At 68.4% G+C, this 18,234-nt stretch carries 15 protein-coding genes; 13 read left to right on the forward strand and 2 right to left on the reverse strand.

The features are described from left to right. Positions 1 to 416 precede the first annotated feature (416 nt). Positions 417 to 3,629, forward strand: coding sequence for a ribonuclease E (gene rne / locus DX912_RS05910; protein WP_115841568.1), 3,213 nt, complete (start codon positions 417 to 419; stop codon positions 3,627 to 3,629). 117 nt (positions 3,630 to 3,746) lie between these two features. On the opposite strand, the gene DX912_RS05915 is transcribed toward rne, so the two are convergent. Further along, on the reverse strand, positions 3,747 to 4,394 hold the full coding sequence (locus tag DX912_RS05915) for a response regulator (protein WP_115841569.1): 648 nt from the start codon (positions 4,392 to 4,394) through the stop codon (positions 3,747 to 3,749). Between the two features lie 236 nt (positions 4,395 to 4,630). On the opposite strand from DX912_RS05915, the gene DX912_RS05920 reads away from it, so the two are divergent. The 8 genes from DX912_RS05920 to DX912_RS05955 all read left to right on the forward strand — a co-directional run bounded on the left by DX912_RS05920 (position 4,631) and on the right by DX912_RS05955 (position 14,167). Next, the gene (locus DX912_RS05920) at positions 4,631 to 5,440 is read left to right on the forward strand and encodes a M28 family peptidase (RefSeq protein ID WP_181902727.1); all 810 of its coding nucleotides are present in this window, start codon (positions 4,631 to 4,633) and stop codon (positions 5,438 to 5,440) included. Between the two features lie 54 nt (positions 5,441 to 5,494). Further along, a complete protein-coding gene (locus DX912_RS05925; protein WP_115841571.1) occupies positions 5,495 to 6,304 on the forward strand; it encodes an isocitrate lyase/PEP mutase family protein in 810 nt (269 codons plus the stop codon). A gap of 203 nt (positions 6,305 to 6,507) precedes the next feature. Continuing rightward, entirely contained in the window at positions 6,508 to 7,128 is a 621-nt protein-coding gene (gene lexA, locus DX912_RS05930; protein WP_115841572.1) for a transcriptional repressor LexA, read from the forward strand. After that, complete coding sequence (gene imuA, locus DX912_RS05935) at positions 7,128 to 7,784, forward strand: translesion DNA synthesis-associated protein ImuA (protein ID WP_115841573.1); 657 nt, start codon at positions 7,128 to 7,130, stop codon at positions 7,782 to 7,784. The genes lexA and imuA overlap by 1 nt, the downstream gene beginning before the upstream one ends. A gap of 9 nt (positions 7,785 to 7,793) precedes the next feature. After that, entirely contained in the window at positions 7,794 to 9,248 is a 1,455-nt protein-coding gene (locus DX912_RS05940; protein WP_115841574.1) for a Y-family DNA polymerase, read from the forward strand. A 10-nt stretch (positions 9,249 to 9,258) separates the two neighbouring features. Beyond that, the gene (locus DX912_RS05945) at positions 9,259 to 12,537 is read left to right on the forward strand and encodes an error-prone DNA polymerase (RefSeq protein ID WP_115841575.1); all 3,279 of its coding nucleotides are present in this window, start codon (positions 9,259 to 9,261) and stop codon (positions 12,535 to 12,537) included. A 97-nt stretch (positions 12,538 to 12,634) separates the two neighbouring features. Then, positions 12,635 to 13,051, forward strand: a complete 417-nt coding sequence (locus tag DX912_RS05950) for a hypothetical protein (RefSeq protein WP_115841576.1) — start codon at positions 12,635 to 12,637, stop codon at positions 13,049 to 13,051. A gap of 330 nt (positions 13,052 to 13,381) precedes the next feature. Next, entirely contained in the window at positions 13,382 to 14,167 is a 786-nt protein-coding gene (locus DX912_RS05955) for a TSUP family transporter (protein WP_115841577.1), read from the forward strand. Here DX912_RS05955 and DX912_RS05960 read toward each other — a convergent pair. Next, the gene (locus tag DX912_RS05960; protein ID WP_115841578.1) at positions 14,164 to 14,361 is read right to left on the reverse strand and encodes a hypothetical protein; all 198 of its coding nucleotides are present in this window, start codon (positions 14,359 to 14,361) and stop codon (positions 14,164 to 14,166) included. The genes DX912_RS05955 and DX912_RS05960 overlap by 4 nt on opposite strands. 159 nt (positions 14,362 to 14,520) lie before the next feature. Between DX912_RS05960 and DX912_RS05965 the strand changes: the two genes are divergently transcribed. The 4 genes from DX912_RS05965 (at position 14,521) to ppk2 (ending at position 18,054) form a co-directional block, all read left to right on the forward strand. Next, entirely contained in the window at positions 14,521 to 15,063 is a 543-nt protein-coding gene (locus DX912_RS05965) for a hypothetical protein (RefSeq protein WP_147298569.1), read from the forward strand. Between the two features lie 123 nt (positions 15,064 to 15,186). After that, positions 15,187 to 15,471: a hypothetical protein gene (locus tag DX912_RS05970; RefSeq protein WP_115841580.1), complete on the forward strand. Its 285-nt coding sequence runs from the start codon at positions 15,187 to 15,189 to the stop codon at positions 15,469 to 15,471. After that, complete coding sequence (locus tag DX912_RS05975) at positions 15,458 to 17,134, forward strand: SulP family inorganic anion transporter (protein WP_220340765.1); 1,677 nt, start codon at positions 15,458 to 15,460, stop codon at positions 17,132 to 17,134. The genes DX912_RS05970 and DX912_RS05975 overlap by 14 nt, the downstream gene beginning before the upstream one ends. Further along, positions 17,131 to 18,054, forward strand: coding sequence for a polyphosphate kinase 2 (gene ppk2 / locus DX912_RS05980; protein ID WP_115841581.1), 924 nt, complete (start codon positions 17,131 to 17,133; stop codon positions 18,052 to 18,054). The genes DX912_RS05975 and ppk2 overlap by 4 nt, the downstream gene beginning before the upstream one ends. Positions 18,055 to 18,234 lie beyond the last annotated feature (180 nt).

The raw sequence follows: 18,234 nt of genomic DNA on the forward strand, positions 1-18,234 counted from the left end.
GACGCGAGATAAGGTTTTGATTTCGCAGGAAGTTACTTCACAAAGGCCGAAAGCCCTTTCCTGCGATTCCGGTCCGCGCCTAACCACTGCCCCCGGGGCAGCCATGTTAGCAGCGATGGCCCGGCGGAACCCGACATTGCCGGCGCGGGTCAAACCGCCCGTGATGAACACGTCCCGCGCGGCGTTCGCGCCGCCGGTCCCTAAGCTGTCTTGAAAGAAACAATTAAGCGCTCCCGCGGCGTGCCGTGGTGTCGTAGCGCTGGAAAACTTGAGGCCGCAGCGCCAGGCCCCGCCCAACGGCGACCGGCGCGCGGCTTGCGGTATCCAGAGGCGAAACGCCCCACGGCGTTCCGCGGCTGCAGGACGCGCATGCGTCCCGCGCCGACCACGCGCAGGAGCGCGCGAGGAACGCACCAATGAAGCGAATGCTCATCAACGCGACGCAGGCGGAAGAACTGCGCGTCGCCATCGTCGACGGCCAGACCCTGTACGACATCGACATCGAACAGCCGGCCAAGGAACAGAAGAAGTCCAACATCTACAAGGGCCGCATCACCCGGCTCGAACCCTCCCTCGAAGCGGCCTTCGTCGAATACGGCGCCGAGCGCCACGGCTTCCTGCCGCTGAAGGAAATCTCCCGCGATTACTTCCAGGCCGGCGTCGACCACAACAAGGCCGGCCTGCGCGAACTGCTGCGCGAAGGCCAGGAAATCGTCGTCCAGGTCGACAAGGAAGAGCGCGGCAACAAGGGCGCGGCGCTGACCACGTTCATCTCGCTGGCCGGCCGCTACATGGTGCTGATGCCGAATTCGCCCACCGCGGGCGGCGTGTCGCGCCGCATCGAGGGCGAGGATCGCGCCGAGCTCAAGCGCGCGATGGATGCGCTGAACATCCCCGACGACATGGGCGTGATCATCCGCACCGCCGGCGTCGGTCGCGATGCCGAAGAGCTCCAGTGGGACCTCGACTACCTGCTGCAGGTGTGGAAGTCCGTCGCCGAGGCCGCGCTGAGCAAGCCCGGCCCGTTCCTGATCTACCAGGAATCGCGCCTGATCATCCGCGCCCTGCGCGACTACATGCGCCCGGACATCGGCGAGATCCTCGTCGACACGCCCGAGATGTACGCCGAGGCGCGCGATTTCGTCGAGCAGGTGATGCCGCACAACCTGCGCAAGCTCAAGCACTACACCGACGACACGCCGCTGTTCAACCGCTTCCAGATCGAATCGCAGATCGAGAACGCCTACGAGCGTGAAGTCCGCCTGCCGTCCGGCGGCGCGCTGGTCATCGACCAGACCGAGGCGCTCACCGCGATCGACGTGAACTCCGCGCGCGCCACCAAGGGCGGCGACATCGAAGAGACCGCCTTCAACACCAACCTGGAGGCGGCCGAGGAAGTCGCGCGCCAGATGCGCCTGCGCGACCTGGGCGGCCTTGTGGTGATCGACTTCATCGACATGTCGTCCAACAAGCACCAGCGCGAGGTCGAGAACCGCCTGGCGCACGCACTCAAGCAGGACCGCGCGCGCGTCCAGATCGGCCGCATCTCGCGCTTCGGCCTGCTCGAACTGAGCCGCCAGCGCCTGCGCCCGAGCCTGGGCGAATCCAGCCAGCTGGTGTGCCCGCGCTGCGAAGGCCATGGCCGCATGCGCAGCGTTGAATCCCTGTCGCTATCGATCCTGCGCCTGGCCGAAGAGCACGCGATGAAGGAAAACACCGGCCAGGTGTTGGTGCAAGCGCCGACCGAGATCGCCAATTACCTCCTGAACGAGAAGCGCCGCGCGCTCAGCGAGATCGAGAAGCGCCACGACGCGCCGATCGTCATCGTCGCCGACGAGCAGCTGCACACGCCGCATTACGAAGTCACGCGCATCCGCGAGAACGAGCTGGGCGAAGAGTCGAACAAGCCGAGCTACCAGCGCGGCACGCCGCGCAAGCTGCCGACGCACTCGCTGACCAAGGCGCACCTGAACATCCCGGCCGCGCCGGCGGTGACCAACGTCAAGCCGGCCCAGCCCGCTCCGCTGCGCGAGCCGCGCGAGCAGCAGGTCGCCGCGCCGGCGCCCGCCCCGGTTCCGGCACCGGTCGCCGCGCCGACGCATTCGATCGGCGTGGTCGAGCGCATCCTGCGTTTCTTCCGCGGTACGAGTTCGCCCATCGCGGTGGAACCGACCCCGGCCGCGCGTCCGCAGGACAATCGTGGCGGTCGCAACGAACGCGGCGATCGCAACGACAAGCGTCGCGACGGCCGCAACGGCAAGCAGGGCCGCGATGGCCGCCGCGACGATCAACCGCGTCGCGAGGAGAATCGCCGTGATGAGCCGCGTCGCGACGAACGACGCGACGAGCAGCGCCGCGAGAAGCAGCCGCAACAGGCCCAGCAACAGAAGCAGCCGAAGCAGCAGCAACAGCAGCCCAAGCAACAGCAGCAACAGCAGAAGCAGCCTAAGCAGCAGCAGTCGCAGCAGCAGGCTCAGGCGCAGCAGTCGCAGATCGAAGAGCGCGTCCAGCAGCCTGCCGCCGAGGCCCGTCCGCCGCGCAACGAAAACCGTCCCGCTCCGGTGAAGGCCGAAGTGAAGCCGGACGTCGTCAAGGCCGAAACGCCGGCCACGACGGCAGCGGACGTGGCGCTGGTCGCACCGGCCGTCGTCGCGGCCGCGGTGACTGCCTCGGAGACCACCGAAGCCGCAACGCCTGCCGTCGTGCAGACGGGTGAAACCGTCGCCCATGCCGATGCCGCCCAGGGCGAAGGCGCTGGCGAAGGCGGCAGCCGTCGCCGTCGCGGCCGTCGCGGTGGCCGTCGTCGTCGTCGTGGCGGTGGCGACGCCGCTGCAGGCACCGACGAGGCGCAGCTGCACGACGAGCATGACGACGCTTCGCTCCTCGACGACGAGGACGACGCGCACGAAGCGAATGCGGCTGATGGCACCGCCCCGGCCCCGGCCGCGCAGCGTTCGCAGCCCGAGTTCGATTTCGACGACGAACCCGCGACTCCGTCGCCGGCCGCGCCGTCGAACGTGACGCACACGCCGGCGACCCCGGCTCCGGTGGCGACGCCGGCGCAGGCCGCCGTGGCGACCGTTGCTGCCGTTGCGGTGGCGACGGGCGAAACCGCTGCGCCGAAGGCCGATCAGCCGCAGGTCGCCGCAACCTCGGAACCGCAGGCCCCGGCCGAACCGGCCGTGGTCGTCGAGCAGCCGGTCGTGGCGCCCGAACCCGTTCCGGAACCGGAAAAGGTCGAAGAGCCGGCCGTGATCGATCCGGCGCCGATCGCGCCGGCCGAAGACGCGCGTCCGGAAAAGCAGGCCGAGGCGGAAATCACCGACTCGCGTCCGCAGGCTTCGACGCCGTCCGCTGCGCCGCTCGCCAATGGCGACGTCCCGCGCACCGCCGGCCTGTTCGATTCGCTGCCGCACGACACTCGCGCGCCGGCCGCCGAAACCGCGCCGGTCCCGGCGCCGGTGGAAGCGTCTGTCGCTGGCGAGTCGCAGGCTGACGAAGCCGCGCCGGACACCGTTGCCGCGGACGCCGACGAGGCAGCGCCCTCCCCGGCCGAAGCCGCCGCCGAACACGTCCACGCAGCCGCGCAGGGCGAAAGCGAGCGCAAGCAGGAATCCGGGCACGTCTGATCGCCCGTTCCATTTCCTGGTAATAAAAAACCGGCTGCCTTCGGGCAGCCGGTTTTGTTTTGGGCGCGACGGAAATTTGCGGATCCTCACCTTCGCGGGGATGACAGCAGGAGCCGATCAGATCGCCCGCGTCGGATCCATGATCCCGTAGCGGCTCGCAAGACGCGCCAGCGCAATGCTGTCGCCGATGTCGAGCTTCTCGAACAACCGCGCCTTGTGCGTGTTGACCGTCTTCGCGCTCAGGCTCAAACGCTTGGCGATGACGTCCTGCCGCAGGCCCTGGATCAGCATCAGCGCGATTTCCATCTCGCGCGGCGACAGGCTGTCGAACGGCGACGCGCCGCCGTCGATGCCGGCCAGCGCGAGGTTCTGCGCGATGCCGTTGGCAAGGAAGCGCTTGCCGCGCGCGACTTCGCGGATTGCACGGAGCAGTTCCGCGGCATCGCCGCCCTTGCCGACGTAGCCCGATGCGCCGGCTTCCAGCAGGCGCTTGGGCATCGGCCCGTCCTGCAGCACCGACACGATGATCACGCGCGCGGCCTGTTCGCTCTTGACGATGCGCTCGGTGACTTCCAGGCCGCTCAGGCCCGGCAGGTGCAGGTCGCACAGCACCACGTCCGGCTTGAGCTTGCGGATCAGCGGCAACGCTTCCTCGCCGCTTTCCGCGTCGCCGACGACCTCGATGTCGTTCTCGCCCGACAGGATCAGGTTGAGCCCCGTCCTCACGAGCGCGTGGTCGTCGATGATGAAAACCCGGATTTCCATTCCACTCTCCGTTGGTGTGCGTGTGCCCGCTGCGCGTGGATGGCCCTTCCGGCCCATTCCATGTCCCCTGCTGTGGGGCACACTGAACCGGATTCTAACGGGGACCCCCACCAATGCACCGACTGTTAGTTGCGACGCTTCCGATCCTTTTTCTCAGTGCCTGTGCCTCGCCGGCACCCGTTACCCAGACCACGCCCAGCACGGCGAGCGTCGAGCAACCGGCTGCGACGCAGTGGTTGTCCGACGTCCGCACCATCAGCGACGCCGGCGAAAACGCGCAGCGCCGTGAAGCGATCGCCGCCCGCCTCGACGCGCTCGGCGTGAACTGGCGCAAGGCGCCTTTCGAAGCCAGCGGGAAGGCCGGCGAAAACCTCATCGCCGAGGTTTCCGGCGCCGCCGATGCCCCGCTGCTGCTGATCGGCGCGCATTCCGACCGCGTCGCCGTCGGCCACGGCGCGACCGACAACGCCTCCGGCAGTGCTTCGGTGCTCGCGCTGGCCGAGCGTTTCCAGCGCCAGCCGCTGAAGCACCATCGCGTCGCCATCGCCTTCTGGGACCTGGAAGAAGAAGGCCTGCTCGGCTCCAAGGCCTTCGTGGCCGATGGCTCGACGAAGCCCGCGCTGTACGTGAACTTCGACGTGTTCGGCTGGGGCGACACGCTGTGGATGATGGCGCCGGGGCAGGCTCAGGCCGCGCTGGTGGATAGCAGCCGCACCGCCACGCAGGCGCTGCAGCTCGGCTTCTCGCCGGGCGAGCAGTATCCGCCCACCGATCACCTGCCCTTCCTGCGCGCCGGCTGGCCGGCGGTGTCGTATTCGCTGGTGGGCGCGGACGAGATCACGCAGGTACTCGCCGCCTATGCCGGCAAGAAGCCGCACACGCCGGCGAAGGTGATGCGAGTGATCCACACCGACCAGGACGTGATCGGCCAGATCGACGCCGCAGCCGCCGTGCGCGGCGTCGACGCGGTCGAGCGTGCGCTGCGCGACTGGGATGCGAAGGGTGTCACGGCGTCGCCCACTACGACGTCCGAAAGCAGCCGGTAAGGATCGCACCTCGCTGCGACCATCGGCTTCCCACATCGACCGTCGAGGTTCCCCATGCACGCCAGCAACGCCGAACACGCCGCCCGTTTCCGCAACCTGCACACGCGCGGCGTGCTGCGCCTGGCCAATGCATGGGACGCCGGCAGCGCCCGCCTGATCGAAAGCCTCGGTGCGCCCGCCATCGCCACGACCAGCGCGGGCGTGGCATGGGCGCGCGGTTACGTGGACGGCGACGTGCTGCCGATCGAGCGCCTGCTCGACACGGCAAGGGAGATCGCACGCGTCATCCGCGTGCCGCTGTCCGTCGACATGGAAGGCGGTTATTCCGACGATCCGTCCGTCGTCGCCACGAACGTGGTGCGCGCGGCCGACACCGGCGCGGTCGGCATCAACATCGAGGACGGCAGCGGTTCGCCCGATGCGTTGTGCGCGAAGCTCTCGCGCATCCGCGACGCGCTCGCCGCGCGCGGACTCGACGTCTACGTCAACGCCCGCACCGACGTGTATCTGCGCGGCCTGGCGCCGCCGGACGCGCGCGTGGGATTGGTGCTCGAACGCGCCGCACGCTATCGCGAGGCGGGCGCCGACGGCCTGTTCGTTCCCGGTCTGATCGAAGCGGGCGCGATCGGCGACATCGCCTCCGCCGCGGGATTGCCGCTCAACGTGATGCTGCGTCCGGGATTGCCCGCGCTCGAGGAACTGGACGCCCTCGGCGTGCGCCGCCTCAGCGCGGGCTCGGATTTGGCCGAAGCGGTGTTCGCGCACGTGGGCACGCTGGCCAGCGCGTTCCTTCAGGACGGCCGCGCCGCGCCCGGCGAGCGCATGGCCTACGGCGCGGTCAATGCGTTGTTCGCCGATCGCTGAGACGCATTGATCGGCCACCGGTCCGACAAGGCGACGGCGGCCGGTTGTTTCACGGTTTGGTTGCGCCTCAACAAACAGCCGCAACCTTTTGATTCTGCAGCGTCGCAGCCGGTGATACACCGCCGCGCTTAGATCGGCCAAAGCCCGGGCTTGCCCGCGGCCGTGAAGGTAAATAGATTTTTACCTCGACCAGGGCTGTATAGATGTCCGACCTCACCGCTCGCCAGGCGCAGATCCTCGCCTTCATCCAGGATCACACCCACGCCGAGGGCCTGCCTCCGACGCTGCAGCAGATCGCCGATGCGTTCGGCTTCCGGCAGGCGTGCGCGGCGCACAAGCACGTCCGGCGGCTCGAACAGGCCGGGCACCTGCTGGTGCGTCCGAACCAGGCGCGCGGGATCCGGCTCGCCACATCCAGGCCCAAGCCGCAGCGCGACGACGACCGGCTCACCCTCGCCGTCCTCGGCCGCGTCGCCGCGGGCGCGCCGATCGGTGCCGATGCGCATGTCGAACGCGAACTCCGCATCGATCGCGCGCTGTTCTCCACCGAGCCGGACTACCTGCTGCGCGTGCAGGGCGATTCGATGCGCGAGGAAGGCATCTTCGATGGCGATCTGGTCGCGGTGAAACGCACGAGCGATGCGCGCGACGGACAGATCGTGATCGCGCGCATCGACGAGGAAATCACCATCAAGCGCCTGGAGCGCAACGCGCGCGGCATCCGTTTGTTGCCGCGCAATCCCGACTACCCGCCCATCGACGTGCCAGCCGGCAGCGATTTCGCGATCGAAGGGCTCTACTGCGGCCTGGTGCGCACCGACTGATGGGCGCGCAGGTTGTCCCGCTCGAATCGTTGCTGTCCGCGCGCACCGTCTGGCGCGCGGGGCGACAGGCCGCGCCTGCGCCGCTGGGCGAATCGACGGGTTTTGCCGCACTCGACGCCCTGCTGCCGCACGGCGGATGGCCGCAGGGCGCGCTGAGCGAGTTGCTGATTCCGGTGGAAGGCGTGGGCGAACTGACGCTGCTGATGCCGACGATCGCGCGGATGACGCAGACCGGCCGCCTCGTCGCGCTGATCGCGCCGCCGTTCTGTCCGTATGCGCCGGCGTGGCAACGCGCGGGCGTGGATCTTCGCTATCTGGAAATCGTCGATACGAACGCACAGGCCGGCTCCAAAGGCCCGCTCTCGAAAAGCGCGCTGTGGGCCTTCGAGCAATGCCTGCGCAGCGCCGCGTTTTCGGCCGTGCTGGGCTGGCCTTCCAATGCCGATGGTCCGGCGTTGCGTCGATTGCAGGTGGCCGCCGATACCGGCGAATGCCTCGGCTTCGCCGTGCGCGACAGCAAACACGCCGACAACCCCTCGCCCGCCGCGCTGCGCATCGAGCGCGTCGAAAACGACTGGCGCATCCGCAAATGCCGCGGCGGCCAGGTTCCCTCGCAAGGATTCGCGCCACCGCTGCACGCCGGCTTGCCCGGCTGAGGTCCTGCCGTGCTCTGGGCCTGCATCCGCCTGCCGCACCTGGCGCTCGACGCCGTCCTACGCGACGTCGACGACCGCGCACACCCGCTCGCCCTGGTCACCGGGCCGGCACAACTGCGCACGCTGCTGTCGGTCAACGCGTCCGCGGCCGAAGCCGGCCTGCGCCCCGGCATGCGACTGACCGCCGCGAACGCGCTGTGCGCGCAGGCGACGCTGCGCGATCACGACGAACAGCGCGACGCGCGCGCGCATCGCTTCCTCGCCGCGTGGGCGTACCGGCACAGTTCGCTGGTGAGCGCGCAATGGCCGGGCGCGATCGTGCTGGAAGCCAGCGCGAGCTTCCGCCTCTTCGGCCCCTGGCCGCAGCTGGAAGCGAAGCTGCGTCGCGAACTCGACGCACTCGGCTTCCAGCACCGCATCGCACTGGCGCCGACGCCGCGTGCGGCGCAGGTGTTCGCCGGATTGCGCGACGGCTACGCGCTGTCCGATCGCAATGCGCTCGCACCGACGCTCGATCGCGTGCCGATCCGCCGCGCCGCGCTGCCCGATGAAGCCGGCGTGCGGTTGCACCGCATGGGCATCGGCTCGCTGAAGGAACTGCGCGAGCTGCCGCGCGATGGCATCCGGCGCCGTTTCGGCCTGCCGCTGCTGGAACACCTCGACCGCCTCTACGGCATCGCCGACGATCCGCTGGATTGCTACCAGCCGCCCGATCATTTCGATTCGCGCGTGGAGCTCGGCTACGAGGTCGAAAGCCACCAGGCGCTGTTGTTCCCGCTGCGGCGACTGGTCAACGACCTCGCCGTGTACCTGTCCACGCGCGACGGTGGCGTGCAGCGGTTCGTGATCCGGCTGGAGCACGAAGTGCTCCGGCGCGAGGCCGGCGTGCGCGAGAAAAGCCACACCGACGTGCAGGTCGGCCTGCTCGCCGCCGAGCGCGACGCATCGCTGCTGATGGACATCGCACGCAACCGGCTGGAACAGGCGTCGATCGACAAACCCGTCGTCGGCCTGCGTCTGCTCGCGCGCGAACTGCCGCCGTTCGTGCCGGCCGCGCGCGACCTGTTCGACACGCGCCCCTCGCAGGCGATGCCGTGGCCGCAACTGCGCGAACGCCTGCGCGCGCGGCTCGGCGACGACGCGGTGTACCGCATCGCGCCGACGGGCGATCCACGCCCCGAACGCGCCTGGCGCGCCGCAGGCATCGACGAGGACGCCGCGTGCAATGCGCCCGCGCCCGTGCGTCCGCCCCGCCCCACGTGGCTGCTGGAGCATCCGGTGCCGCTGCGGCAGTCCGGCCTGCGCATCGTGTCCGGGCCGGAGCGGCTCGAAAGCGGCTGGTGGGACGACGACGACGTCCGCCGCGATTACTACGTGCTGGAAACCCCGCAGGGCCAGCGCGCCTGGGCGTTCGCCGATCCGGGCAAGCGCGGCGAATGGATGCTGCACGGCTGGTTCGCATGAGCACGCGTGCATGAGCTGGGACGACGCCATCGACGGCGTGGATCGCGAAACGCCCGGCGATCGCGTGCCGCGTGCGTTGCAGGTTGGCCTGCGCCTTCGCCACGCGGCCAACGACGACGTCGACGACGACGCGCCGCCGTACGCCGAACTGCATTGCCTGTCCGACTTCAGTTTCCTGCGCGGTGCGGCCAGCGCGGAGGAACTGTTCGAACGCGCCCGCCACTGCGGCTACCAGGCGCTGGCGATCACCGACGAATGCTCGCTCGCCGGCATCGTGCGCGGGCTGGAAGCGTCCAGGGCGACCAACATGAAGTTGATCGTCGGCAGCGAATTCCGCCTGGTCGACGACACGCGTTTCGTCCTGCTGGTCGAAAACGCCACCGGCTACACGCGATTGTGCGAACTCATCACGCGCGGGCGCCGTGCCGCCGGAAAAGGCACGTACAAGCTCTCGCGCGCAGACGTGGAAGCGGTGTTTGGAATCCACGACCCCGGCGCGTTCGCGCTGTGGCTGCCCGATCACGCGCCGGGCAAAGCTCCGGACGAACCGGCCGGAAGTTGGCTGCGCACCGTGTTCGGCGAGCGCACGCATCTGGCCGTCGAACTGCATCGTGAAGACGACGACGATGCGCGGCTGCGCATGCTGATGTCGCTGGCCGATTCGCTCGACATGACGCCGGTCGCGTGCGGCGACGTGCACATGGCCACGCGTCGCCAGCGCATGCTGCAGGACACGATGACCGCGATCCGGCACAACCTGCCGCTGGACGAATGCGGCGCGCACCTGTTCCGCAACGGCGAACGCCACCTGCGCGCGCGCCGCACGCTGGCGAACATCCATCCGCACGAACTGCTCGATGCAGCGGTGAAAATCGCCGAGCGCTGCACGTTCAAGCTCGACGAAGACCTGAACTACGAGTATCCGTTCGAACTGGTGCCAAGCGGTGAAACGCCCGCCTCGCACCTGCGCAACCTGACGCAGGCCGGCATGCGCAGGCGCTGGCCGGACGGCGTTCCGGCGAAGATCGTCGGGCAGATCGAATCGGAGCTCGCGCTCATCGCCGAGCTGAAGTACGAGGCGTTCTTCCTCACCGTCGAGGACATCGTCCGATTCGCCAACAGCCGGAACATCCTCTGCCAGGGGCGCGGGTCTTCGGCCAATTCGGCCGTGTGCTACGCGCTGGGCATCACGTCGGTGGATCCCGCCGAAAGCCGCCTGCTGATGGCGCGTTTCCTGTCGAAGGAGCGCAACGAGCCGCCCGACATCGACGTGGACTTCGAGCACGAACGCCGCGAGGAAGTGCTGCAGTACGTCTACACCAAGTACGGCCGCGAACGCGCCGCGCTGGCGGCGACGGTGATCCGTTACCGCGGCAAGAGCGCGGTGCGCGATGTCGCCAAGGCGTTTGGTTTGCCGCCGGACCAGGTCGCGCTGCTCGCCGGCTGCTACGGCTGGGGCAACGCCGGCACCGAGATGGAACAGCGTCTGCTCGAATCCGGCTTCGATCCGAAAAACCCGCTGATCCAGCGCGTGCTGGTCGTGACCGCTCAGCTTGAAAACCATCCGCGCCACCTCTCGCAGCACGTCGGCGGCTTCGTGATTTCGCAGGCGCCATTGTCGACAGTGGTGCCGGTGGAAAACGCGGCGATGGACGACCGCACCATCATCCAGTGGGACAAGGACGATCTGGAGACGATGAAGCTGCTGAAGGTCGACTGTCTGGCCCTGGGCATGCTGACCTGCATCCGCAAGGCGCTGGACCTGGTGGAAAAACACCGCGGCCGACGTTACGAACTCGCCACGGTCCCGAAGGAAGACAAGCCCACCTACGCGATGATCCAGCGCGCCGATACGGTGGGCGTGTTCCAGATCGAATCGCGCGCGCAGATGACGATGCTGCCGCGCCTGAAACCCGAGAAGTTCTACGACCTCGTCATCGAAGTTGCGATCGTGCGACCGGGACCGATCCAGGGCGGCATGGTGCATCCGTACCTGCGACGCCGCATGGGCAAGGAACCGGTGGAATATCCGTCGCCCGAGGTCGAGGAAATCCTCAAGCCCACGCTCGGCGTACCGCTGTTCCAGGAGCAGGTGATGGAGCTGGTGATGCATGCCGGCTACAGCGACGACGAAGCCGACCGGCTGCGGCGATCGATGGCCGCCTGGCGCGTGGGCGGCGACATGGAGCCGCATCGCGTGCGCATCCGCGAATGCATGCGCAAAAAGGGATATTCCGAAACCTTCATCGAGCAGATCTTCGAGCAGATCAAGGGCTTCGGTTCGTACGGTTTCCCGCAGAGCCACGCGGCCTCGTTCGCCAAGCTGGTCTACGTGAGCTGCTGGCTCAAGCGCCACGAACCGGCGGCGTTCGCATGCGCGCTGCTGAATTCGCAGCCGATGGGCTTCTATTCGCCCAGCCAGATCGTGCAGGACGCGCGGCGCGGTTCGCCCAGACGCGCGCCGGACGAATTCGCCAGCGAGATCGAACGCGCACGCGCCATGCGCGAAGCCGTCGACGTGCTGCCGGTGGACGTCATGCACAGCGACTGGGATTGCACGCTCGTCGGTGGCGACGAACGCACGCAGCCGGTGATCCGCCTCGGGCTGCGGGAGGTCAAGGGACTGTCCGAAACATCGGGCAAGGCGATCGCGGCCGCGCGTGCGCGTCGTGCATTCACCGACCTGCAGGACCTGCGTCAGCGCGCCGGACTGGACGAGAAGACCTGCAAGGCGCTGGCCGAGGCCGACGCGCTGAAAAGCCTGGTCGGCCATCGCCACAACGCGCGCTGGTCGGTCGCGGGGCTCGAACGCCGCCGGCCGCTGCTGCCCGGCAGCCCGGACGAGGACGACATCGCCCTGCCCGCGCCGCGCATCGGCGAGGAAATCCTGTCCGATTACCGCGCCACGGGCCTGAGCCTGTCGTCGCACCCGATGGCGCTGCTGCGCCCGCACCTGGATGCGCAGCGCATCAAGGGATCGCGCGAGCTGCGCGACACGCGCCACGGCCGCGGCGTGCACGTCGCCGGGCTGGTCACGCAGCGCCAGCGTCCGGCCACGGCGAAGGGCACGATCTTCGTCACGCTGGAAGACGAGCACGGGATGATCAACGTGATCGTCTGGCCCGACCTCGCCGCGCGCCAGCGCAAGCCGCTGCTGGATTCCACGCTGCTGTCCGTGCGCGGCCGCTGGGAGCGTGTGGACGGCGTCGAGCACCTTATCGCCGCCCACCTGACCGACCTGAGCGGGATGCTGGGCGAACTGCAGTCGCCGTCGCGGGATTTCCGCTAGCGGCTCCCCGCGCGAATGTCCGGTCGAGCCCGCTCGCCACGTCAAACTCGATGTCGGCCCCTTCGGGCCGCGCATCCCCCTGCAGCCGAGGCTGTCCGTGGACGCACCCCGCTACTTCGTCACCTTCCTCGATCCGCGCACCGGCGAGGCGCGCACGCGCGTTTTCGGGCGTTTCGCCGATCCCGAGCTGGCCGCCCGCGTCGCCCGCGCGCGACTGGGCGAAGCCGGCTGCGAAGTGCTCGACGTGCGTGCTGAAACCCCAGTGGAAGCGCTGCGCCATCGCATCTCGCGCTCGATCACGCGCACGCTGCGCATTGCACTCGGCACCGGGCTCACGCTGCTGGCGTACCACGCGCTCTTCCTGCGCACGGGCCCGCGCATCAGCGACATGCCGCTGGGCCGCCTCACGCTCGGCATGCTGCTGACCTTCGGCTTCCACGGCGTGCTGATGATCGCCGCGCTGGTGTTCTGCTGGGACATCGCCTTCGGCGAGGGGCCGTATAACGGGCGGTGATCGTTGCGCGCACCTCGGGTGCGCTCCGCTTACCCGGGCTACAAAAGCTGGCGCTCTCCTTTGCGGACGTCATCGCGCTTTTCAGCCGTCATCCCCGCGAAGGCGGGGATCCATCGTTCCGGCGCATCACGCTGGCGGAAAGCGTGCCATCGCTGAAGGATGGATTCCCGCCTTCGCGGGAATGACAGCAACAAAGCAAAGCTGCGATCCCACCTTCGGCCTAGTCCCCGCTTCGCGGGAATGACAGCAAAAGGCGCTCTAGCGTCGCAACGCACCTCCACGCGAAACGCCCGCTTACAATGCCCGCCCCTCCCCGCGCGCGGACACCCGATGGAACTGGCCACCGACACGATCGCCCTGCTCATGGCGGTCGCCTTCGTCGCCGGTCTCATCGACGCCATCGCGGGCGGCGGCGGGCTGCTGACCATCCCCGCGCTGATGGCCGCCGGCATTCCGCCGGTCAACGCCATCGCCACCAACAAGCTGCAAAGCAGCTTCGGCACTGCGAGCGCGGTGGTCGCCTTCGCGCGCAAGGGGCGCATCGATTTCCGGCGGTTCCTGAAGCCCGCGCTCGGCGCGTTCGTCGGCTCGGCGCTGGGCGCGTGGACGTTGCAGCGGTTGAACCCGGCGTTCCTGGCGGGCCTGATTCCGATGCTGCTGATCCTGATGGTGGTGTATTTCCTGCTCGCGCCGAAGGCCAGCGAGGAAGACCGCCAGGGCCGCATGGGGCCGATCGCGCTGGTGGCGATCGTCTCGGCGATCGGCTTCTACGACGGCTTCTTCGGCCCGGGTACGGGCTCGTTCCTGACGACCGCGCTGGTGGCGCTGTTCGGACTGGGGCTGGTGTCGGCCACCGCGCACACCAAGTTCCTCAATCTCTCCAGCAACATCGCCGCGCTCATCACGCTGGTGATCGGCGGCCACGTGCTGTGGACCGTCGGCCTGCTGATGGCGGTGTCGAGCATTGCCGGCGGCCAGGTCGGCGCGCACCTGGCGATGCGCGTGGGCGGCAAGGTGATCCGCCCGCTGCTGGTGACCATGTCGCTGCTGCTCACGATGAAGCTGCTGTCCGACCCCGCCAATCCGCTGCGCGCGTTCGTGATGGCGCACGCCTAGCGGCTGCGCGCCTCTTGGCAGGTCGCGCTGCGCAGCGCGACTTCGAGCTTGTACGGCGTGGTCGCGCTCGATACGGCCGAGCGGCATTCGTCCACCGCGCGGGTTGCTACTGCCATCGACCCCAGCACCGCTAGCGATGCGATCGCGACGACGCCCAGGATCAGCTGGCGTCGGCTGGGAAACGTGTCGGTCATGGGCGGCCTCCTCCTCTCTCCGGATATCGGCAGGCCCCGGCGGGACTTTCGGCCAGATTGGCCCCTTCGCCGGCGTGGCCGTCGGGGCGAGGCCGTTGCGTTCGGCTTATACGAGTGGCCGCCGAACCGCGGCCTGACGCCTTCGAACGGGAGAGACAGATGACCAGGTGGATCGCTCTGGGATGTACCGCCGCCCTTGCCTGCGGCCATGCCGCCCCGTCGCACGCCCAGACCGCGGCCACCGCGACATCGGCACCCGCGCCGGCCGCCAAGGCCGCGGCCCATGACAACCGCATGGTGCTGGCCGACAACGAGTCCTTCCTCATGCCGCTGGACGACGCGAAGAACGTCCATCCGGACTACCCGCAGGGCCTGCTCGCGCAGAACCTGCCGCCGCGCACCGTCTGCCTGATGGTAGGCATCAGCGAGAAGGGCGCGGTGACCGTGGTCCACAAGGCGCCCGCATCGGAATACTGCGCCACCGATGCCGAACCCGAGTTCCTCGCGGCGTCGGAAACCGTGGCGAAGACGTGGAAATTCGATCCCGCGCTGCGCTGCGTTTTCCGCAACGTGGAGGACAAGGAACGCGCGAACGCCAGTTGCGCTGGCGGCAAGAGCGTCCCGCAGGCGGTCACCCTGACCTATCGGATCCGCTTCGAGCAGGTCAACGGACAGCCGAAGGTGCACGTGATCGGCGGCTGACGGAAACGCCGCGCGCCGCATCCGGGCATCGATCGTCCGGGCACGTGGGCCAAGGGCCAATACCGGCGCCCGCAGCCCGGTCCTATGGTGGTGGCATGTCGCGGTGGCCGCGAGGAGCCCCCCATGCCCGAGGAACACGACGACGCCGTGCTGCAAACGCTGCTGGACCGGCTGCTCCGGTTCCGGCTTCCTCGCGCGCTCGCGGTCAAGCAGCGCGTCGATGCGGGCGAGTGCCTCACCGACGAGGACATCACCTTCCTCAAGGCCGCGCTGGACGATGCGAAGAGCGGCCAGCAGTACGTCAAGCGCAATCCGCAGTTCCATGAACTCGGCGCGCGGATCTCGCAGTTGTACGCCGAGATCGTGAACAAGGCGCTGGAGAACGAACAGGAACGTGGCCGTCGCTGAGTCGCCCGTGCCGGGGACCAGGCCGCTGCGCGGCGACGTCGTCGCGGGGCTCACCGCCGCTGCGGTCGTGATCCCGAAGGCGATGGCGTACGCGACCATCGCCGGCCTGCCGATCGAAGTCGGCCTCTACACCGCGTTCGTGCCGATGCTGGTGTACGTGCTGCTTGGCACGTCGCGGCCGTTGTCGGTCAGCACGACGACGACCATCGCCATCCTCACCGGCGCGGAACTGTCGATGATCGTGCCCGACGCCGACCCGGCGCGGCTCATCACCGTCACCGCGACGCTCACGCTGATGGTCGGCGCGATCCTCATCGCCGCGTCGCTGCTGCGGCTGGGCTTCGTCGCGAACTTCATCTCGTTGCCGGTGCTGGTGGGATTCAAGGCCGGCATCGGCGTGGTGATCATCGTCGACCAGCTGCCGAAACTGCTCGGCCTGCATTTCGACAAGGGCTCGTTCCTGCACAACATCGGCGAGGTCGTGCGCGGGCTCGGGCACCTGTCATGGCCGACGCTGGCGGTGGGCCTCGGCACCATCGCGTTGCTGACGTTGATCGAACGCTTCCGGCCGCAATGGCCGGCACCATTGATCGCCGTCGCGGCCGCGATCGCGGGTGCCGGATTGCTCGGATGGCAGGCCCACGGCATCGATCTGGTCGGCACGGTGCCCAGCGGATTCCCGCACCTGACGATGCCCGACCTCGATCTCGTCGAGCAGCTGTGGCCCGGCGCGTGCGGCATCGCGCTGATGAGCTTCACCGAAACCATCGCCGTCGGCCGTGCATTCCAGGCGCCGCACGAACCGCTGCCACGCGCGAACCGCGAGCTGCTCGCCACCGGTGCGGGCAACGCGGTCAGTGCGTTCTTCGGCGCGATGCCGTCCGGCGGCGGCATGTCGCAGACGGCGGTGAACCGCCGCGCCGGCGCGCGCAGCCAGATGGCGCAGGTGTTCACCGCGGGCGCGACGGTCGCCACGATGCTGCTTCTCGCGCCGCTGATCGGGCTGATGCCGCACGCGACGCTGGCCGCGCTCGTCATCGTGTATTCGATCGGCCTGATCCACCCGGCCGATTTCCGCGACATCCTGCGCGTGCGTCGTACGGAATTCCTGTGGGCGCTGGCGGCGTTCGCAGGCGTGATGCTGCTGGGCACGTTGAAGGGAATTCTGGTCGCGATCGTGGTGTCGCTGGTGGCGCTCGCGCAGCAGGCCGCCGATCCGCCGGTACGCGTGCTCGGCCGCAAGCGCGGCACGAACGTGTTCCGCCCGCCATCGCCCGAGCATCCCGACGACGAGACCTTCCCCGGGCTGCTCCTGCTGAAGCTGGAAGGCCGGCTGTTCTTCATGAACGCCGAACGCGTGGCGGACAAGATCCGGCCGCTCATCGCGCAGCATCGCCCGCGCTATGTCGTGATCGATATGTCCGGCCTGTTCGACCTGGAGTACTCCGCGCTCAACGCGCTGGTCGAGGCCGAACGCCGCTATCGCGCCGCGGGCGTGCAGCTGGTGCTGGCCGAACTCAATCCCGAGGTCTACGCCATGGTCCAGCGCTCACCGCTGGGCCAGGTGCTGGGCGAGGAACGGATGCTGTTCAACCTTGAAGTCGCGGTCGCGCGCCTGCAGGCAGCCGCGGCCGCGCCACGTCATGCGGAGTCGCCGACATGAAACGCAGCAAGTCCGAAGCCGTATCCCCCGACGGGAACGGCAAACGCGCCGCGAAGAAGACCGAAGCGAAGAAGAAGCACGCTTCGACGAACCACGGGAAGGCGAAACCCGAGGAATCGAAGGCCGCCGCAGCCAAACAGGACACCGGCCGCATGAAGCGCAGCGAGTACGAGGATCAGCTGGAGCGGCTTCACGTCGAACTGGTGAAGCTGCAGCAATGGGTGGTCGCGAAGGGCCTGCGCGTGTGCATCGTGTTCGAAGGCCGCGACACCGCTGGCAAGGGCGGCACCATCAAGGCGATCACCGAACGCGTGAGTTCGCGCGTCTTCCGCGTCATCGCACTGCCGGCGCCGAGCGATCGCGAACGCAGCCAGATGTACATCCAGCGCTACGTGCGCTATCTGCCTGCCGCGGGCGAGATCGTGATCTTCGATCGCAGCTGGTACAACCGCGCCGGCGTCGAACGCGTCATGGGCTTCACGCCCGAGGACAAGGTGCGCACGTTCCTGCAGATCGTTCCGCTGATGGAGAAGACGATCGTCAAGTCGGGCGTGATCCTGCTCAAGTACTGGCTGGAGGTGAGCGAGGAGGAACAGGAGCGCCGCCTGAAGGAACGCGCCAACGACGGCCGCAAGACCTGGAAGCTCTCGCCGATGGACCTGAAGTCCTACAGCCGCTGGTACGACTACTCGCGTGCGCGCGACGACATGTTCGCCGCCACCGACACGCCGCACGCACCGTGGTACGTCGCACGCACCGACGACAAGCGCCGCGGGCGATTGAACATCATCCGGCACCTGCTCGAACACGTGCCGTACGAAGAGCTTCCGCGCGAGAAGGTGAAGTTCCCCAAGCGCCAGAAACGCGGCGATTACACCCCGCCGGATTACCCGTACAAGTACGTCGAAGAGCGCTATTGAGCGCGTAGCGGCGTCGCTTTTTCAGGTGCCGCACGTGGAAGTTTGACCGTCCGATCACGCGACAAGGTGTAGACACGCGTTTCACCCTGCGTGGACGGATCGCCCACATGGCGTTCGCGATGCGGATGGAGGCGGTTCCCACGCGCACGTTCGTGCCGGATTCGCGTGCGCGTGCGCGAT

Origin of the sequence: Lysobacter soli (assembly GCF_003382285.1) — a bacterium.
Classification (GTDB): Bacteria; Pseudomonadota; Gammaproteobacteria; order Xanthomonadales; family Xanthomonadaceae; genus Lysobacter_J; species Lysobacter_J soli.

Bases quoted from the DNA above. Each gene is read 5' to 3' on its own strand.
- DX912_RS05925 (WP_115841571.1), top strand. From the start codon at position 5,495: ATGCACGCCAGCAACGCCGAACACGCCGCCCGTTTCCGCAACCTGCAC.
- DX912_RS05915 (WP_115841569.1), bottom strand. From the start codon at position 4,394: ATGGAAATCCGGGTTTTCATCATCGACGACCACGCGCTCGTGAGGACG.
- DX912_RS05945 (WP_115841575.1), top strand. From the start codon at position 9,259: ATGAGCTGGGACGACGCCATCGACGGCGTGGATCGCGAAACGCCCGGC.
- DX912_RS05965 (WP_147298569.1), top strand. From the start codon at position 14,521: ATGACCAGGTGGATCGCTCTGGGATGTACCGCCGCCCTTGCCTGCGGC.
- DX912_RS05970 (WP_115841580.1), top strand. From the start codon at position 15,187: ATGCCCGAGGAACACGACGACGCCGTGCTGCAAACGCTGCTGGACCGG.
- imuA (WP_115841573.1), top strand. From the start codon at position 7,128: ATGGGCGCGCAGGTTGTCCCGCTCGAATCGTTGCTGTCCGCGCGCACC.
- rne (WP_115841568.1), top strand. From the start codon at position 417: ATGAAGCGAATGCTCATCAACGCGACGCAGGCGGAAGAACTGCGCGTC.
- DX912_RS05960 (WP_115841578.1), bottom strand. From the start codon at position 14,361: ATGACCGACACGTTTCCCAGCCGACGCCAGCTGATCCTGGGCGTCGTC.
- ppk2 (WP_115841581.1), top strand. From the start codon at position 17,131: ATGAAACGCAGCAAGTCCGAAGCCGTATCCCCCGACGGGAACGGCAAA.
- lexA (WP_115841572.1), top strand. From the start codon at position 6,508: ATGTCCGACCTCACCGCTCGCCAGGCGCAGATCCTCGCCTTCATCCAG.
- DX912_RS05955 (WP_115841577.1), top strand. From the start codon at position 13,382: ATGGAACTGGCCACCGACACGATCGCCCTGCTCATGGCGGTCGCCTTC.